The 18,217-nt window shown below is 55.2% G+C and carries 17 protein-coding genes, 1 tRNA gene and 3 pseudogenes; 10 read left to right on the top strand and 11 right to left on the bottom strand.

Features of this window, described 5'->3' with window-relative positions:
• Window positions 1-22: 22 nt before the first annotated feature.
• From VM99_26405 to VM99_26395, 3 genes are all read left to right on the top strand, one after another.
• A complete protein-coding gene (locus VM99_26405) occupies window positions 23-526 on the top strand; it encodes a molecular chaperone Tir (protein ID AKK01415.1) in 504 nt (167 codons plus the stop codon).
• Between the two features lie 61 nt (window positions 527-587).
• Entirely contained in the window at window positions 588-2,051 is a 1,464-nt protein-coding gene (locus VM99_26400) for a hypothetical protein (protein ID AKK01414.1), read from the top strand.
• A gap of 23 nt (window positions 2,052-2,074) precedes the next feature.
• On the top strand, window positions 2,075-2,626 hold the full coding sequence (locus VM99_26395) for a hypothetical protein (protein ID AKK01413.1): 552 nt from the start codon (window positions 2,075-2,077) through the stop codon (window positions 2,624-2,626).
• A gap of 1,389 nt (window positions 2,627-4,015) precedes the next feature.
• On the opposite strand, the gene VM99_26390 is transcribed toward VM99_26395, so the two are convergent.
• A complete protein-coding gene (locus tag VM99_26390) occupies window positions 4,016-4,726 on the bottom strand; it encodes a hypothetical protein (protein ID AKK01412.1) in 711 nt (236 codons plus the stop codon).
• Window positions 4,727-5,500: 774 nt separating this feature from the next.
• Between VM99_26390 and VM99_26385 the strand changes: the two genes are divergently transcribed.
• From VM99_26385 to VM99_26370, 4 genes are all read left to right on the top strand, one after another.
• Window positions 5,501-5,833: a transposase gene (locus VM99_26385; protein AKK01411.1), complete on the top strand. Its 333-nt coding sequence runs from the start codon at window positions 5,501-5,503 to the stop codon at window positions 5,831-5,833.
• Window positions 5,830-6,165, top strand: coding sequence for a transposase (locus VM99_26380; GenBank protein ID AKK01410.1), 336 nt, complete (start codon window positions 5,830-5,832; stop codon window positions 6,163-6,165). The genes VM99_26385 and VM99_26380 overlap by 4 nt, the downstream gene beginning before the upstream one ends.
• A gap of 81 nt (window positions 6,166-6,246) precedes the next feature.
• Complete coding sequence (locus tag VM99_26375; GenBank protein ID AKK01409.1) at window positions 6,247-7,815, top strand: transposase; 1,569 nt, start codon at window positions 6,247-6,249, stop codon at window positions 7,813-7,815.
• Window positions 7,816-7,894: 79 nt separating this feature from the next.
• Window positions 7,895-8,317, top strand: coding sequence for a hypothetical protein (locus VM99_26370; protein AKK01408.1), 423 nt, complete (start codon window positions 7,895-7,897; stop codon window positions 8,315-8,317).
• 311 nt (window positions 8,318-8,628) lie between these two features.
• Here VM99_26370 and VM99_26365 read toward each other — a convergent pair whose 3' ends face one another.
• Window positions 8,629-9,177 carry a hypothetical protein gene (locus tag VM99_26365; protein ID AKK01407.1) on the bottom strand — a complete coding sequence of 183 codons (549 nt, stop codon included), beginning with the start codon at window positions 9,175-9,177 and terminating at the stop codon, window positions 8,629-8,631.
• Between the two features lie 455 nt (window positions 9,178-9,632).
• Window positions 9,633-9,905 carry a hypothetical protein gene (locus VM99_26360; protein ID AKK01406.1) on the bottom strand — a complete coding sequence of 91 codons (273 nt, stop codon included), beginning with the start codon at window positions 9,903-9,905 and terminating at the stop codon, window positions 9,633-9,635.
• A 296-nt stretch (window positions 9,906-10,201) separates the two neighbouring features.
• Here VM99_26360 and VM99_26355 point away from each other — a divergent pair, with 296 nt between their 5' ends.
• Both VM99_26355 and VM99_26350 read left to right on the top strand, forming a co-directional pair.
• A complete protein-coding gene (locus tag VM99_26355) occupies window positions 10,202-10,705 on the top strand; it encodes a hypothetical protein (GenBank protein ID AKK01872.1) in 504 nt (167 codons plus the stop codon).
• Window positions 10,698-11,087: pseudogene (locus tag VM99_26350) on the top strand (hypothetical protein). Before VM99_26355 ends, VM99_26350 begins: the two are co-directional and overlap by 8 nt.
• A gap of 281 nt (window positions 11,088-11,368) precedes the next feature.
• Here the strand turns inward: VM99_26350 and VM99_26345 are convergent.
• The 5 genes from VM99_26345 to VM99_26325 form a co-directional block, all read right to left on the bottom strand.
• A tRNA-Gly gene (locus VM99_26345) sits at window positions 11,369-11,442 on the bottom strand.
• Between the two features lie 256 nt (window positions 11,443-11,698).
• Entirely contained in the window at window positions 11,699-12,583 is an 885-nt protein-coding gene (locus VM99_26340; protein ID AKK01405.1) for an MFS transporter, read from the bottom strand.
• Window positions 12,584-12,894: 311 nt separating this feature from the next.
• Window positions 12,895-13,587 carry a pseudouridine synthase gene (locus tag VM99_26335; protein ID AKK01404.1) on the bottom strand — a complete coding sequence of 231 codons (693 nt, stop codon included), beginning with the start codon at window positions 13,585-13,587 and terminating at the stop codon, window positions 12,895-12,897.
• Window positions 13,588-13,620: 33 nt separating this feature from the next.
• Window positions 13,621-13,839, bottom strand: coding sequence for a helicase (locus VM99_26330; protein AKK01403.1), 219 nt, complete (start codon window positions 13,837-13,839; stop codon window positions 13,621-13,623).
• Window positions 13,832-14,578, bottom strand: a complete 747-nt coding sequence (locus VM99_26325; protein AKK01402.1) for a diguanylate cyclase — start codon at window positions 14,576-14,578, stop codon at window positions 13,832-13,834. Before VM99_26325 ends, VM99_26330 begins: the two co-directional genes overlap by 8 nt.
• 627 nt (window positions 14,579-15,205) lie before the next feature.
• On the opposite strand from VM99_26325, the gene VM99_26320 reads away from it, so the two are divergent.
• Window positions 15,206-15,391, top strand: coding sequence for a hypothetical protein (locus VM99_26320; GenBank protein AKK01401.1), 186 nt, complete (start codon window positions 15,206-15,208; stop codon window positions 15,389-15,391).
• On the opposite strand, the pseudogene VM99_26315 reads toward VM99_26320, so the two are convergent.
• From VM99_26315 to VM99_26305, 3 genes and pseudogenes are all read right to left on the bottom strand, one after another.
• A pseudogene (locus tag VM99_26315) lies at window positions 15,363-16,253 on the bottom strand (transposase). The gene VM99_26320 and the pseudogene VM99_26315 overlap by 29 nt on opposite strands.
• 190 nt (window positions 16,254-16,443) lie before the next feature.
• Window positions 16,444-16,896: pseudogene (locus VM99_26310) on the bottom strand (transposase).
• Between the two features lie 156 nt (window positions 16,897-17,052).
• Window positions 17,053-18,165: an enoyl-CoA hydratase gene (locus tag VM99_26305; protein AKK01400.1), complete on the bottom strand. Its 1,113-nt coding sequence runs from the start codon at window positions 18,163-18,165 to the stop codon at window positions 17,053-17,055.
• Window positions 18,166-18,217 lie beyond the last annotated feature (52 nt).

Below are 18,217 nucleotides of genomic sequence, written 5' to 3'. Positions count from 1 at the left end.
ATAAGCCTAGAAGGAATTATCCATGGCTCGAAATGTGTTCTTCAGTTTCCACTTCGCTAACGACTTCTGGCGTACTCAGCAGGTACGCAATATCGGCGCTTTGGAAGGGCAAAAGCTCTATACCGCCAATGAATGGGAGGAGGTCAAAAAAAAGGGTGACGCGGCGATTAGGAAATGGATCGACGATAGCCTGGTCGGAAAATCATGTGTAGTTGTCCTCGTGGGCTCAGAAACCGCTACCCGGCCTTGGGTATTGGAGGAGGTCATCAAGGGGTGGAACGCAGGAAAAGGCGTTGTCGCCATTCGGATCAACCGTCTTTTAGATAACCATCAGAACACCTCCGTCGCTGGCTCTAACCCCTTCGATGCTGTCACGCTAAAAAATGGCACGGTGAGGCTATCCGGCTATGCGAAGCTGATGACTCCAGCGGGGAACGATAGCAAAGAGGTTTATGCTTCCATCCAGGCCAATATCGAAAGCTGGATCGAGGACGCCATTACTATTCGTAAAAATTACAAACCTTAAAACCTCACTACTCGTCCGTATGGGTGGTTTAGCTTGCCAATTGCACATATAAGAGCCCGATATGACCAAAGTGGCCATGAATCGTTTTCTCACCGAGTATCCTGACGCTTTGAATGATGGGCTCGGAGCTGTATTTATAGGCGCTGGTGTCTCCATGGCTGCAGGCTACCCTTCGTGGTCGGGCCTACTGAGTGACATCGCCGATGAGCTGGAAATCAATTCAAGAAATGTACACGACCTCGCCGCTCTTGCTCAGTGGAGCATCCAGGAAAGCGGTGGTGCTACTCGTGTTCGCAATGTCATCAGAAAAGAGATTGGCCCAGACAAGCCTATTCCTGAAACTTTGGATATCCTCGCCCGACTGCCTGTCAGGCATATTTGGACGACTAACTATGATCGGCTCGTGGAGCGCGCATTTGCGGCCATTAGCCGCCCGCTCAACTCTATTTCCGCCCCAAAAGATCTTGCTCTAAGAACCACCCCTGGCGCGGCATTGCTCTACAAAATGCACGGTTCGGTGGATCGTCTCGACGATATTGTGATATCCACAGATGACTACGAGCTTTTCCGATCCCGGCGTGGCCAATACCTCCCGCTATTCCAAGCACATCTGACCAGCATGTCGATGCTGTTCATCGGCATCAGTTTCACTGACCCAAATGTTAGACATGTGCTTTCGTTGATCAGAGAAAGTTTCACTGAGTCGCCCCCAGAACACTTTGCCATCGTCAGGGCGCCGAAAAGATCAGATTTCAAAACTAAGGATGAGTTCTCAGCAAGGCTCGCTCAGCATAATCTTTGGACTAAAGACCTGAAGCGCTATGGTCTGCTTGCAGTAGAGATTGATAACTATGACGAGGTGCCCGCTCTCCTTCGGCAGATCGAAAGGCGGGTAGCCGCGCGCAGGATTTGGGTAAGCGGTAGCTGGCCACTTGAACACGGGGGCACTGAACCGGCGAATATTTATGCCTTGGCCGAAGAAGTTGGCCGCAAGGTAGGTGAGACCAATAGATATCTGGTCACGGGTGCTGGCTTATTGGTCGGCTCTGCTTCTCTGTCTGGCTTTCTTGCTGCTTTGCGCAACGGTGGAGGTTGGGATTTAGATCGCCGACTGATCGCTAGACCGTTTCCTCAACCACTTAAGGGAGGAGTTCCCAAAGATAAGGAGTGGGCTGCCCTTCGTCAGGAGTTAGCCCGCCAGGCGGGTATTGCGATTTTCATTGGTGGTGCAAAGTTAGTTAATGGCCTCCCCATACCTGCAGAGGGAGTTGAACGAGAGTTCGAGTTTGCAAAGGCCGCTGGCGTTTTCGTTCTGCCTATTGGTGCTACAGGCGGGGCTGCCGAAAAAATATGTAACCAGCTTCAAGGTTCAGCACTTTCCTACAAGGGGAGCTCACCGATGCGACCTACCGATAAGGAGCTAAAAGCTCTGGCAGATACTAATGCTTTAGCTACCGCAGAAGGCCGGACATCCTTGGTGAATCTAGTATTTCAGATCATTGATAGGGTCGCCCGTGTTGGTTGATATCATTATTTCAGGAAAGAAGTATGGCTCGTAATGTCACAACGGAGGAGCTAAGAAATATCTCCGCTAACAGCTCTCAAGCTACTCGCGATCACGTATTCAAATCTTTAGCAGCCTCGGCATCGATGAGTACGTTTCTATCGCACTCCAGTAAAGATAAGGAAGTTCTACCTGGCGCGATTCAGGTACTTCAGAATCATGGGGCTTCTGTGTACATCGATGAAATCGACCCCGAAATGCCACCTTACACATCCGAGGAAACAGCAGCTTTACTCAAACAACGTATTGCGCAGACGAAAAGATTCGTGCTCCTTACTACTAAAAACAGCAAGGAGAGCCGTTGGGTGCCTTGGGAGTTAGGCATCGCTGATGGAGCGAAGGGGCTCTCAAAAATTGCAATATTTCCAGCCTCGGATTCTGCATACGATGATAGCTGGGTCAGCTGGGAGTACCTGGGCCTGTATCAAAGAGTCGTGTGGGGCTTATTGCAAGGACATCCGCAAGAGCTTTGGATGGTGCTCGATACAAAAGCAAATACGGCTGTCCCGTTGAAAGACTGGCTAGCGGGGTACTGACCGAACCTCGTTGGCATAGTGTGCCCAAGTAGATTGTGCCTGGATGAGTGCTGGCGAGAAACGCGCAGAAGATCAAAATCAAATAGCCGCACGTTGCGCACTAGCGACCTCAGACATTGGAGCCCCTAGAGTCGTGCTAAGCCACAAAGCCTCACAACGCGAGGCTGAGCGGAAAAAGCACAACTACGCACACGTCCATTAGGTGAGCGTCGGACGGAAGAAGCGTGGCGGACGGCGTCGGTGCAGCCGCTCATCGAAGAGAATACATCCCAAGCCGCTGAGTAATGCGAGACCTCCACCTATACCCAATGCGACCAGCCCCAGACCGAAGGTCGCAGGCACCTGCCATCCAAATGTTGAATTCAACCATTGAGGCATCAGCCCAAAAACTCCAAAGGCGATCAACGCGCCGACTAACAAGCCCACCTTCATGGCGTTATCTCTCTCTTTCGCAGTAGAGCCGCGAATTACTTCCGCCCTACAGCCAAGACAGACATGGTTTTCCAGCCCGACGAATGACTTACAAAATGGGCAAATCCAGCCATCCTCCTGCTCTTCATCATCGGCTGGCAATTGCCTTGGTCGGCCTTCAACTTCATCGTTGGCTTCCTGCTCTGCGTCATGCTTCCAACTGAGCAACCGATGTACTGAATACCTCTTGGGGTCTACATCAATCATCCGGGCACAATTTTGACACAGCCAAATACCATTTCTTATTGAGCTTCGCTCGTCCGGTGTCATTGACTCATCAAACCGGGGGCCGCCATAAGCAGCGGCTGTAATGTGAGCGCCGACGCCGATCCGAGTTGCCTTTTCAGGGTTGAAATTGGGGCCAGTTGTTAACTTTCTGCAGTCAGGCGCGGAGCATCTGTTTCCGGCTCGTTCTTGGAGGGTGCGAATCACCTCACGCTTGAACTCATCTCTACCGTTCGAGGACGTCAAATGTCTGTCTCTTAAAAGGGGCATTCCAGCCATGCACAGCTGGATTTACCTCAGGTAAATTAGGTGCGAAGCCTTTGGCTCCGAAGTGGCAACAACCTCTGCATGCGGCTAATACCTGGGCGCTGAGTGCCGAAGGCAAGCCTCTTTAGAGGTCATGTGGAAACCACAATAGTGGCGCATAGGCATTACTGCAAGGCAGCCTACGACGCTACCTCTGGCATGAGGCGCACTCGTTCATAAGCTGCTGTAGTATCAGATGCCGCTGGAGTGAATCTTTGCTCCTGGCTCGACGTCAGGCTGTTGAGGGTGGAGGTTACATTATTGCTGGCTTGGAGCTTGGTAACCCTCCGCAGGGGCAAGCTGAGCAGGCAGCCCTTGGGCGGAACGCGTCAGACTGCGAGTAGCTTGGTTCACGACGCAGACCTGCAAGGAGCGTCACCTTTTAGTTTAATCAAGCACTGTGAGGGCCATCGGAGCGAACGTAAGCGCCTGATCGCCGGCCCTGAAGGACATCGCAATCATCACCTCGTTACCTTTTACAAGAGCGATGTCACAGGTGCTCGAGACTGTTTCGCTGATGGCGGAAACTTGACTAATCAACGTAAGCATGTACGAGGCTACCAGCTGTCTCACCTGATCAATAGGATAAGAATCGAGTGCTGCAGTCACCACACTCTGTAGCTCGGCTTGCAACTCTTGCGCCTGCTCCAAGGAAAAACCGCCAGGGAAGCACATCACTCGTCCCTCGGTTAGCCCGCATAAGGATTCGGCGCTGTGATGCTGGTGGAAGTAGACGAACCGAGTAATCGCCTGATCATTTACCACCGTCGGATATGTGAACATCCACGAGGTCTCGGCTAGATCTGCATGAAGGCGAGGGCTTTCGGCATGGAACTCTGAGAACGAGTCGCGGGTATGCAGGATCAAGTCCAAGACATCATCAGGGCTATTGAAACCGTGGTCTCTAACATACGATTTGACGGGGTCTAGCATCGCCACTGAGCCTGCACCAGTGATGACGCCAACTTTAGTCCTAACAATCTTTTCCTCATTGTCACCGTGAGGGATTTTCACGCCGTCTTGGGTGATTTGGGTGACACGCTTGTCAGCCGCGATGATGACCTCATCACCTAGATGAGCAACCAGGATACAGGTCATGAATTCCCTCTCTGTTCATGTGAGCCAGGCCGGCGAAGCTGAAGGCGTGGATGTTGAGGCTTCTCGGGTCAGACATGGCTTGGTTCACTACAGCCAACCCAGCAAGGCGTTCACCATTGGATATGGTTTTCAGAGCGCATTCAGCAGGTTCTAAAGCGTTTGGTGCTCCCACACAGATAGCAGCGCAATGGGATTTGTGCCAAACCGATCTCCGGAGTTGAATGACCAGCGGCGTTCATCCGGGCTCACACACGCTTCGCAGTAGTCGAGCTCATCACAGTCGTTGAAGATCATAATGCTCTACCTGATAGCTACATTGGTGTCCTCGATGCATTGATGTAGTCTGAACAGCCCAGAGAGAGTCCAATTTGATGATCGAACAGCTCTTCAAAGCGCTACATCACTACAACGAAGCATACCGCGAACTGATCAACGAAAAAGCGATGCGACACACGCCTGATCACGGCGACTTCGAGGTCTTTATTCAATCTGCGCTCAAGCTTACAAAGCCTGAAGACTGGGGCTTCATTTGCTCATCGATGGACATTATCAACGACAGCCTTTTAGGCATTGAGCATTTTTGCAAGTATGGCCTTGATGGCCCCACGAAGTATGACGACTTCGGGGAAAAATACATCCGCTTGTATGGCGTATTGAACGCCACGTACATCCGTATCCGTCCGGCCAATACACCTTCCCGACTCAACCGCCGAAGACCATGGTGTCCACCTAATTTAAGTGGACACCATTTCTGGCCCATTAGGCGGACTCCTCATGCACCCACAGCGCCGTTCCTACAGCAAATCCTTCAAAGCCCAAGTCATTCAAGAGTGTGCTGAGCCCGGCGCCTCCATCGCGAACATCGCGTTGGGCTACAACCTCAATGCCAACCTCGTCCACAAATGGATACGTCTGCACACACAGAAAACCACGGCGCTTCAGCCAGCGTTTATCCCGCTGCACACCCAGATGCTCTCGGCCGGGTCACAGGTTCATCCTTCCAGCATTTGCCTTGAAATCCAGCATCCGCGCACGCCCATCAAAATGAGTTGGCCCGTCGACAGTGCTGCCGCCTGCGCAAGCTTTCTTCGAGAGCTACTACGGTGATCCGCATCGACACCGTCTGGCTCGCGACGGAACCGATGGACATGCGCGCAGGCACAGATACCGCGATGGCCCGCGTGATTTCAGTGTTCGGTGCGGCGCAGCCGCACTGTGCTTATCTCTTCGCCAACCGCCGCGCCACCCGCCTGAAGGTTTTGGTGCATGACGGGCTGGGTATCTGGTTGGTGGCACGCCGGCTCCACCAAGGTAAGTTCGCTTGGCCAGGAACTCGGCACGGCACGCAGATGGAGCTGAACGCTGAACAGCTGCATGCCCTGATACTGGGCCTGCCCTGGCAAAGAGTCGGCCCCGGAAATGCTATTTCCATCCTCTGACCTGAACAGTGCCCCATCCGGCAGCGCAATTGTCCGATAAGCCTGTCGTCGTGCTTAGGCTGATCTGGCAAGATCGGCGGCATGACTTCGATTCCCGACCTCGACCAACTGAACCCTGAACAACTGCGTGCCTTGGCTGCGCAGTTGCTGCAACGCGTCTCGGCGCTCGATGAGCAAGTCGAGACAATGGGCAAGACGGTTCAGGTCATGGACAAGAAAATCCATCATGACAAGACGCTGATCGAAAAGCTCAGCCACGAGATTGCCCAGCTCAAACGCTTCAAGTTCGCCAAGCGCAGCGAGCAGATGAGCCCAGAACAAGCTAGCTTGCTCGATGATCTGATCGATACCGATATTGCCGCCATTGAAGCTGAACTTGAGTCATTGCAGGTAACGCCAGCGTCGACCCAGGAAAAACAGAAACCCAAGCGCCGCGCATTACCACCAGAGTTTCCCCGCACTCTGATCCATCACGAACCGGACAACACCGAGTGCGCCTGTGGATGTGCCCTTGAACGCATCGGTGAAGATGTCAGTGAGAAGCTTGATTACACGCCGGGTGTCTTTAGCGTCGAACGCCACATCCGAGGCAAGTGGGTCTGCAACCGTTGCGAAACACTGATCCAAGCCCCGGTGCCGGCACAGGTCATCGACAAAGGTATTCCAACTGCCGGCTTGTTGGCCCACGTCATGATCGCCAAGTTTGCCGACCACCTGCCGCTGTATCGTCAGGAAGCCATGTTCGGCCGGGCCGGCCTGGCTATCCCGCGTTCGACCCTCGCTCAATGGGTTGGCGCTTGCGGTGTGCAGTTGCAGCCATTGGTCGATGCGTTGCGCGAGGTCGTACTTGGGCAGCCGGTTGTTCATGTCGATGAAACGCCAGTGCAGATGCTCATGCCGGGCACCAAGAAAACTCACCGTTCCTACGTCTGGGCTTACGCCACCAGCCCGTTTTGCGAAACGTCGGCGGTGGTTTACGACTTCAGCGTCAGCCGTGCCGGCGAACATGCACGCAACTTCCTGCAAGACTGGAAGGGCAAGTTGGTCTGCGATGATTTTGGCGGCTACAAGGCCAGCTTCGAACTCGGCGTTACGGAAATCGGCTGTATGGCCCATGCGCGGCGCAAGTTTTTTGAACTACATGCGACCAACAAGAGCACGCTGGCTGAGCAGGCCTTGCGCTACATCCAGCTGCTGTACGAAATCGAAAGTGAAATTAAAGATCTGGAGCCGGATTTACGCCGCCGAATACGGCAGGAAAAGGCGGGTCCAGTGATGGATGCGCTGCATGCCTGGATGGTTGCCCAGCGCGATATCGTGCACAACGGTTCGGCCATCGGAAAAGCCCTGGATTACAGCCTGAAACGCTGGGCAGCGCTGTCGCGCTACCTTGATGACGGGGCGGTGGCCATCGACAATAACTGGTGTGAAAACCAGATACGCCCGTGGGCTCTCGGTCGTAAGAACTGGCTCTTTGCTGGATCACTTCGCAGTGGCAAACGCGCGGCTGCAATCATGAGTTTGGTCCAGTCGGCTCGGAACAACGGGCATGACCCGTATGCCTATCTCAAGGATGTGCTGACGCGCTTGCCGACGCAGCGGGCCAGTGAGATTGCGGAGCTGCTGCCGCATCGGTGGTGTCCGGCTTAGTTGTGCAAGACGGGTTGGCCGGACGCTTACGTACATCCAGCAACAAGCCCTTCTCAACCTACACCGGATTGCAAACGTCATGAACCTTCGTGACATTGAGAGCAAAGTGGCAAACCTTCAGGTACGTGAAGTCAGGAATAAACTTGGCGCGCATAGTGTCGATTATGCTAATCGCGAGGCCGGAAACACTGAAAGCTTTGTTCCAGTTAGATTTACCCTTTCAGGTATGCGCTGTGATTACTACAACAATACAACCCTGCAACATACCGAAGTAGATCTAAAAGTCATTCTTGGTGAACATGTAGAGCTAATGAATGATATGTATGATGCCATATATCGAAAGTCGATTGGCACAATATATAAGACTAACAAAGACAAAAGAGAAGAGTTGCTAGAGAAAATTGACGATGCCAAGGTACTACGAAATGGCGGCATCGTCATGAGAACACCTGACGGGAAAAGAATATTTATCACAGCATTCGAATCAGATAAGCAGGATTAAATCTCACAAGCCCTTTGAGGTGATAGAGGTAAATCTGTCCAGCACCAGGTTTACCTCTCTATCATATGATGTGTCGTCTGTTGCCTCGAGAAAGCCAATCATGATTGCCAGGGTAGGTGACACACAAAAATTAGCTGCACGAATCACCTCCTCTTTTGTAGCTGGCCCTCATTTCGCCTCCTTTGACCACATAGCCCGATTGCTATGTGGTCAAATTGTAGATCAGCTTGGCATATCGTTCTGGGGGCCTTCATCTCGCGTCTCCACACGTCATCCGGCGACAATACTACCTCACCTAGCGCTGCCATGGATCATGCCGGGACTTCTCTGACAATGTCCCCCTTGATCACGTATTGGTTTTTCACGTACTCACCATCATCACCAGGGGCTTTATCGACAACGATCATGCCGTGCGTAGCGAGGATCGATAAGCCGTCTCTTAGAGAAGTCCACTGCACAGCAGCCCTATTTCTCAAGTTCTCGACATTGATGCTCGAGATCCTCGCTTGATTCGGTCGGACGATCAGTAGCACGGCGTAGATCTTAAGCGCCGCAAGCGCCTTCTCCCCTCGGCGAGAGATCTTCGGAAGGTTCTTAACAACCTCTTTGTTTGGGATTTTGTAGTAGTAGCCGTCCTTTTCTGCCTCGAAATGTGGGCATGCCAGCGTGTACTCGGACTTGAGCTTGCCTCCACCAGGCTTGTGTCGAATCCACCCCCGCGCTTCCACGTCAACCAAGGCCTGGCGAACCATTGGCCGGCTTAATCCTGTGCGCTCCATCAGCTCGCTGACAGAGGAGACGACTGTGTATGTCTTCGCCGTAGGGGTCATTGTCGCCAGCGCGAAGACGACACGAAGCATCGCCTGAGACCGACCTGCATGAGCCCCTCCTCGAAGGAGCGCAATTTCATCAGACCACCATGCCGGCACTTTCGACCAGGGCCTCATTCCTTGTCCTTCTTTTTCACTGATTCCAGCACTGATAGAGCTTTCCAAGCTACGCCGAATGCTGCGAATGCCAGCAAGGCGATAACTCCCGAAGGCCCGCTACTTACAATCTCTTTAGCTAATTCCAACATGGTTGCTAACCCTGCTTACTCTACGTTGACTCCTTTGTACTTCAAGGCGCAGGGTCTCTTCTAGAGAGGCCTATAGTTTCGAGTTACAGAAAATACGTTGTATATCATGTGGTTAAAAGATTATTTAGACCTTTTCAGGGGGCAATGAGAGGTATACGAATTACCCCTAATTTACTCCTCATTACCCCCTTGAGCGACCCGTGAATGCCAAAACTGGTATTACTATGTCACTCCAAATCACTCTCGATCATCGCGCCGTCCTTGCTCAAAACTTTTAGCAATGGCGTTGAGTTCCTCCTGCAGAGTCATCGGCGTGGACGTCTCACACAGTGCCAAAAACGCTTCCTGAGCATCCATGACTCGTTTGATTTTGCGCTGCTGTTCGGTCTCGCGTCTTTTTTTCAGAAAATCAAACATCTTCAGTACCTCGTCATGTGAGAGGTAATCATAGGCCGTAAAAAATGGGCCTTTTTGGGCGGGTTTCCCAAAATAAAAGAAGATCTTGGGCATCTATACATCGATGCGATGATTCGGCCATCAAGTACGCCTTGGATCTGTGACATCGCTTTCGTCGGCATAGAGTTGATCGCGAATCCATGCGATCAATGCCTCTCGTCCACCAGGGTAACCATCATGCGCCTCCCAAGATGGCATCGCGCAGCACTTGGCAAACCTCCCTTGCTGTGAGTGCAGGCATAGGCTCGTCAGGACAATCGGTTAAAATCATAAAAGAAACCAGTCGGCTTTGATCGTTTTACCAAAGGTACACCGCAGGCATGAACCAGGTACTCACAGGGGAGGAGGGGATGAAGCTATTTTTGGACTGTGAGTTCACACAGCTGAACCGAGATACGAAGCTGATTTCCCTGGCACTCGTGTCCGAAGCCGGCCATGAATACTACGTCGAACTCACAGACACCTACCTAGTCGGAGACTGCAGCGACTTCGTGATCCAGAACGTCCTGCCTCAGCTCAACCTGGCTGCGCACGGGCAAACCTTGGTCGAAGCCCAAACCTCATTGCTCGCTTTCCTGAGCCACCTAGAAGTCCCGTTAGAGATTTGCTCGGACGCTCCTGAATGGGATTGGGATTTTTTCTGCCAACTGGCTTACGTAAATCACCGTTGGCCAGCTAACGTTGCCAATCGGCCAACCAACCTGATCGTGCTATTTAGGCACCTCGAAGCGGATGATATCGACAACGTGACGCTCCCGGAACTTCCCCATCACGCGCTGCTGGATGCTCGCCTCTTAGCCGACCTTTATCGTCGGCTGACTGCCGTTTCCCATCGAGGCACTGAACGTGGCTGATGATCTTCGTACGCGTGAGTCTGTCAGGCGCAAAGCGCTCTGGACACTTTCGCACCTGGTGCCGGGCGATCCACAAGCAGCCGCTATTTTAAATGTGCTTGATGACATTGAAGACCAAGAGCGCGTCGACTTACACCATAGTAATCCACACCTCGATATTGATGCTGTCCGCAAAGCAGTCCTTATTGAGCGCCACAGTTCCGGTATCAACATTGTTGACGAGGCCAGGATTCCACAGCCGTGGCGTGAGCGTTTTCTACAAGCGAGCATCGGCTCGACGCGCCTGATCGATGCCCCATACGCCCGTGATTGGGAAAAATTCCTGGCTCAATGGCAGGTTGAAATGCAGTACTTGGCTGCCCACAAGATTGCAAGACGAGCGCGTCAGCGTAAGCATCGGGCGCACCTTCGATTGTCCACCTTTGATGGCGCTGACTATACTGCTGTCACTAACTAGACCTATTGACTGCGGCTGACAGTTGATGACTGTTTGGCTTTGATGCTCGGTTTTCTTTATTCACAATCTGATGCGAGCGCAGGTGGTCGCTGATTTGCGTGGGGAAAGAGCTGCTTGATTGGGGAGCGAGTCAAGACGAGCGAGAGTGCTGATCAGAGAAGGGGTGGGCGGGGAGCCCGTTTTTGCTGGGAAAGGAGTTGATTTTATGGAGCGGGTAGAGGGAATCGAACCCTCAACTAAAGCTTGGGAAGCTTTCGTTTTGCCACTAAACTATACCCGCATTACACATATTTCTTTGCTCACAAAACGGGGTGTCCTATAAGAACCCTCGTTATCAGCTTGGGAAGCTGGAGTAATGCCATTATACGACACCCGCTCAGAGCGGCTGACTTTGTACCAGATGTGGGCGGGGATTTGAAGTTTTTCTTTGCCTGATGCGCGTGCGCTCGTCTACGCAGGCCTTGGATCAAAGCGGTCTTTCGCGGGCAAACCCCGTTTTGTTGGCGCGGGGCGGGGCTTGCTCGCGAGGACTCGTTTCAGATTGCCAGTGCATGGTAGTCCTGCACGAAGCTGTAGCGCGGACGGCTTTCGCGGTGTGTCGGCGTGAGGAAGTTCATCACGGCGTTGCGGCTGTCGCGGCAGGCGGCCTTGTGTTCCATGTCCAGGAAATGCCCGGTGGCTTGCACCGTGCTGAACGTACTGTGCCGGACATGGTTGGCAAAAAGCCTGGCGTCGTCGGCCGAGGTGTATTCATCCCATTCGCCGTTGAGGAACAGTACCGGCACGTTGATTTTTCTCGCCGCGTTGACGTAGCACTGCGGGTCGCTCTGGAGCACGTCAGTGATGTGGAAATGCATCTGACCGTATTCATGCTCGGCCAGGCTGCTGACGTGGCGATAGTTGAAACGCTTGAACAGCGGCGGCAAATGCTTGCCGATGGTGCTGTTGACCAGGTGGCCGACCCGGTCGCGGTCCAGGTTGCTCAGGTAATCCACGCCACGCTCCAGGTAGTCGCGCATCGGTGCGTTGAGCACCGGCGAGAACGAACTGATCACCGCTTTTTCAATCCGCTGTGGGCGCTGGGCCAGGGCGCTCAACGTGGCGGCGCCGCCCCAGGAAAAGGACAGCACATGCTCGGCGGCAAAGTGGTCGATCAGTTCCAGGAGAATCTGCCCTTCGATCTCCTTGGTGAGCATTCTTTCATGCCGGTTGTGCGCTTTTGACTTACCCGCATAGGGCTGGTCGTACAACACAACGTTGAATTGCGGATGGAGGCTTTTGACGGTCTGTGCAAACGACGCAGTCGTGGCCATCGAGCCGTTGACCATGATGATGGTCTTTTGTGCGGCGTCTGCGCGATAGAACTCCGTGTAAACCCGATACTGACCTTGTATATCCAGCACAGCGATTTCTGGCCTCATGTCATAAGACTCCTGGCAAGCGGGTATGCGCGCAATGAGATTGCACGGGCAATGTGACAGGTAGGCATACGCCTGGAAGATAAGGCCCATGTCGATCCACTGAAGCGGTCGACGGGTGTTGTTGTAGGCGGGCAGTTTGCCGGGAGGGATACGGCGGAGCCTGGGGGCTCTGGCCGGCAAAAAGTTTCTTGGAAGTATGTTGTGACTCATCGGTCACATTTCGGCCGACGGTTTGATTCAAGCAGGGGGACGACCGTTGTGCAAGTACCGCTTGGAAAATTGTTCGACACTTCTGCCCGACGGTAATGGGCTCAGATCAGGCTGATCTCGTCAGCGCCCAGGGCGCGGTACTGGCCCGGTTCGAGAGCAGGGTCCAGCACCAGGGGGCCCATGCGTTCGCGGTGCAGGCGCAACACCTTATTGTCGAAGTGGCCGAACATGCGCTTGACCTGGTGATAACGCCCTTCGACGATGCTCAGGCGCGCCGTGGTCGGCCCCAGCAGCGTCAACCCTGCCGGTTGGGTGGTGAGGTCTTCGAAGGCGAAATACAGACCCCGCGCGAAGGTGTCGGCGTACTCGGCGGTGATCGGCTGTTCGGTTTCGACGTAATAGACCTTGGGCAGCTTGGTCTGCGGTTGGGTCAGGCGGCGCGACCAACTGCCGTCATTGGTGATCAGCATCAGGCCGGTGGTATTGAAGTCCAGGCGCCCGGCGATGTGCAGGTCGTCCTTGTCGGGCTCATCGAGCCAATCGAGCACGGTGGGGTGTTGCGGGTCGCGAGTGGCGCTGACGCAGCCGGGCGGCTTGTTGAGCATGAAGTACCGCGCCGGCCGGCCCGCTTGCAGCACTTCGTCATCGACTTCGACGCGGCTGAACTCACGTACCTGGGCGTGCGGGTCGGTGACGGTCTGGCCGTCGATCCGCACCCGGCCCGCCACCAGCAACAGGCGTACCTGCTGGCGATTGAAACGGGGCAGATTACTGAGGAAGCGGTCAACGCGCATGGGGCAGTTCAGGCCAGGAAGAGGGCGCGCATCTTACGCGATCGGCCCGGTCTTGGCGTGCAGTTGGGCTTCAACCTGCGCACAGCGCGGGCACAGGCAGGCTTGATCGCGCAGCTCTGCCGGCAGCGCTTCGAGTATGGCCGGGTCGATGCTCACGCCAAAACACCAGCAGGCTCGGTCGACGGTTCTCGGATCGGCCAGCGAGCAGTCGTTGCTGCCACCGCAGGCAGGGCAAAGGTCGGGTTTATTCATAGCTGGAGTGAGGCATTTCCACACAGGTTCGATTGCGGCCGGTTTGCCGGGCGCGTTGCAGTGCATGATCGGTCCGGGACAGCAGGCTGTGCAAGGTGTCTTCGTCCTGCACCGTGGTCAGTCCGATGCTGACCGTGACCAGCAATTGTTTCCCGCTGCAGAAATAGCGCTGTTTTTCCATGTGCTGACGAACTTTCTCAGCGATTTTCAGACCGGTCTGTCCATCGGTGTCCTTGAGCAGGACGACAAAGGCATCGGTGCTCCAGCGACAGACGATGTCCGAATGCCGCAGGCTTTGCGTCAGGTCGCGGGCGAAGCCGCTCAGCAGTTGGTCGCAGGCTATATGGCCGTGGATACTTTCCAGTTGCTTGAAGTCGTCCAGTTCCAGCAACACGGCGGTCAATGGCCTGGGTTCGCGTTGGGCTTCGTGCAGGGCCTGCACGGCCAACAGATTGAAGCCCCGGCGGTTGGGCAGTTCGGTCAGGCTGTCGAGGGTTGCCTGGGCATCGATACGGCGCTGGTACTGGTTGAGTAACCGATAGAAGATCCATAGCGCGGCCAGCGTCACGAGCAGGCCAATCAGCAGGTTCGCGTACAGCGTCTTGAGGAGGCTTTCTCGCGCCGAGGCGTGGGCAGCGTAATAGCCCAGCAATGAAACGGTCAGGAAGCCTGTTCCCAGCAACGCCATTACCATCAGCAACGGCCTGCGTTGGGCATACAACGACGAACGGAGCGACATGACGATTCCTTTGGCGCGACCCAATGCAATCAGTTTAGTAATCCTTGTAGGAAAAGGTGCGTCTGGATTCGCTTGTTTGTAAACGAGGCGGCCGGTTGCTCGCGCCGCTTGTCTGGAAAGGCCGCTTTACCTTTCAGGGGCGCTGCACAACTCGGCGCGAGTCAGCGCCCTCGCCACGGTTTCTGAAGGTGAATGTTGGCAGAAAGCTACATGTTTCCAGTTGTTGCCATATCGCACCAGATTCCGATTTTGCTGTCTGAATATTCGTCAGTCACCCAAATATGACTGCCGCCCATCAGCGTCGCTGATGTGGCCCATTCGCGGTCCAGGAGGCCGCCATGTATCGACGACTGCTGCTCCTTGCGTTTCTCGGTTTGACTCTTTCGGCCTGCGTGCCTTACTACGACGGAGACTCGAGCTACTACCGTTCAGAGGTCTACACTTCACCCGCGCCGGTCTACTACGGGGGCGCTGGTTATTATTCGGCCCCACGTGGCTATTACGCACCGCGGTATTACCAACCGGCGCCGCGCTACTATTCGGCCCCGCGCTACTACCAACAAGGCCCGCGCTATTACGCGCCACCGCGGGCCGCCTACCGGCCTTATCCGAACCGGGGTGGCTGGGATGGCTGGGGCGGTCGCGACCGGGGCGGCTGGAATGACGATCGAGGTGGACATGATCATCGAGGACGCGGTGATCATGACGGACGAGGCAGAGGCGGCCACCGCTGATCCCCTGGCAATAAGAAGCGGCGCATCGAGCGCCGCTTTTTTTTGGTTCATCACGGATTGCCGGGAAAGACGCTCTTGATCTTCATGAAAAAGAATTCGCTATCCCGGTAACCGTACGCCATCCGCTTGATGACCTTTATTCGATTGTTTATTCCTTCCAACTGACCGGTGTGCATCGGCCAGCGAACCCGGCTCACGATGCCCCGCCAGTAACCCTTTAGCCGTTTGGCGAACTGGATCAGAGCCGGTATTTCGCTTTCATGCGCATGACGCAGCCATTGCTTCCAGGCCGCTCGCCAACCCCAGGCAGTACTCGGCGTCCAGAGTGTTTTGAGTTCAGCCTTCATCAAATAGACCGTCATCAACGCTTGGTTGGCCGCCAGCAGATCCTCCAGGCGGACCTGTTGCTCCGGTGTTTTCAAGTTCTGCGGATTGCGCAGCAACAGCCATCGCGCCTGCTTGATGACCTTGCGGGCAGGCTTGTCGTGACGCAACCGGTTAGCCTCGTCGACGCGGACCCGATCAATCACCTCTCGGCCATATTTGGCCACCACATGGAAAAGGTCGTAGACCACTCGCGCGTTGGGACAGTGCTGGCGAACCTCCAGGTCAAAAGCGGTGTTCATGTCCATCGCCACCGCTTCGATGCGAGCACAACCCTCGGGTCCCAGTTCTTCGAAGAAAGGCCTGACCGCCGCTCGGCTGCGGCCTTCACCGATCCACAGCACGCGTCGTGTGTCCGCATCCAGGACCACGCTGGCGTAACGATGACCTTTGAACAGGGCGAACTCGTCCATCACCAGGCGTCGCGGTTGCGCCTTTGGCAAAACGCTCAACGCCGCTTGCAAGGCTCGACGCTCCAGCAACCGAACGGTGTCCCAATGCAGCCCGAACAGTTGAGCCACGTGCAGTGTGGGGAGGCGTTCGCAGGCCTGAATGACCGCTGGAACTCAGCAGGGTGGCGAACGCTTGATACGGGGAATTCTGAATGGGCATGGGCAGCTAGGCGCCAGACGGCGCTATGTCTAGAATGGAGGCCTTGTATCCTACATCGACAGACTCGCCAAGCCTATCAGAGGCTGTGCGACCTGCATTCCCCATTAGACACTATCTTCAGGGGACAAAATGGAAGACAACGACCTGCAAGCGCTGATGGCCAGACAACGCCGCTTGCAAGGCTCGACGCTCCAGCAACCGAACGGTRTCCCAATGCAGCCCGAACAGTTGAGCCACGTGCAGTGTGGGGAGGCGTTCGCAGGCCTGAATGACCGCCTCGGCCAAACGGCGCGTCATGCGGGCATAGCGGTCCAGCCAACTGACGGCCTCCATGCGTTTACCGCAGTCACGACAGCCCACCCGCCTGAGCAACACGCTCAGGCGTACCGCACGACCGAGAATCGGCAGGTCACGAACGGTACGCTCGCAATACTCATGAGTGGTTGAACAGGGTTTCTGGCACCCGCCGCAGGATGGGAATCGGGTGGGATGGGGAATCAGATCGATTTGTAGATCGTCGCCATCAGGCTTGATCGTGACGACAGAAAAGCCCTCCCAAAAAGGAAGGAAAGTATTAATATCGCGCATAAGAACGCCGGTTTGTTAGATGTGTTTGCTCGCACGAACATCATCAATCAAATCGGCGTTCTTGTTTCTGTGTTTCCCGGGATTCCGTGAAGAACCTTTTTTTTTGCCTGGCTTACACCCACGTTGTGGCCCGCACTGACAGGGCTCGTTCAACGCCTATTCGTTGGACAAGTCCGCCAACGGGTGCCGACCTTCCCAAGCCTTGTGGAAATGCGCTTGCACCACGGCTTCCGGAATATGGTTGATGTCCGGCCAGTGCCAATGGGGCTTGTGATCCTTGTCGATCAGCCGTGCCCGTACGCCTTCGCTGAATTCCGGATGGCGGCAGCAGTTGAGGCTCAAGGTGTATTCCATTCGGAACACACCGGCCAATGACAGGTGTCGGGCGCGGAGGATCTGCTCCCAGACCAGGTGCGCGGTCAGGGGCGAACCTTCAGTCATTGTCCGGGCTGCCCGAGCGATCAGCGGGTCCTGGTGGTCCACCAGCAGGCTCAGTGCTTTCCAGGCGCAGCGCACATCGCTGACGTCCAGCCACTCATCGATTTTTTGCCGGCGCGGCAGCCATTGGGCTTCGGGCAGTTGCGCGACGGCTTCCTGCTGCAAGGCCTTGAACAGGCTGTTGAGCTGCATCTGGGTCTGTTCCTGCCAGTTGAGCTGCAACAAGCCTTCGATCAGGTCGTCCTGTTGTTCGTCCAACAGGAAACGGTCGGCCAGGCCCAGGTCGAGGGCATCCCGAGCGTTCATGTGGGCGCCGGTCAGGCCGAGGAACAAGCCGAGCTTGCCCGGCAGGCGCGACAGGAACCAACTGGCGCCGACGTCCGGGTACAAGCCGATGCTGATCTCGGGCATCGCCAAGCGACTGCTGGGCGTGACGATGCGCGTGCTGGCGCCTTGCAGCAGGCCCATGCCGCCGCCCAATACGTAGCCATGTCCCCAGCACAGCAGAGGTTTGGGGTAGGTGTGCAGGTTGAAGTCCAGCCGGTATTCCGCCGCGAAGAATTGCGCGGCCAGGGGCGGCACTTCACCGGGACTGGCCCGGCAGGCCTCCACCAGGCTGCGGACTTCACCGCCGGCGCAGAAGGCCTTGGCGCCGTTGCCACGCAGCAGCACGCAGACGATTTGCGGTTCTCTGGCCCAGGCATCGAGACGGTCACGCAGGGCGTTGATCATCGGCAGGGACAGGGCGTTCAGGGTTTTTTCGGCATCCAGGGTGGCGACGCCGATGCGCGCTCCTGTGATACCCGTCAGTTCTTCGAAGTGCAGATTCATCGTGACCTCGATCCGAAATTTGAATGTTCAGTATGACCGTTGCGTGGGAAAG

This window comes from Pseudomonas chlororaphis (assembly GCA_001023535.1).
Classification (GTDB): domain Bacteria; phylum Pseudomonadota; class Gammaproteobacteria; order Pseudomonadales; family Pseudomonadaceae; genus Aquipseudomonas; species Aquipseudomonas chlororaphis_E.
This window is presented reverse-complemented; position numbering and strand designations above follow the sequence as displayed.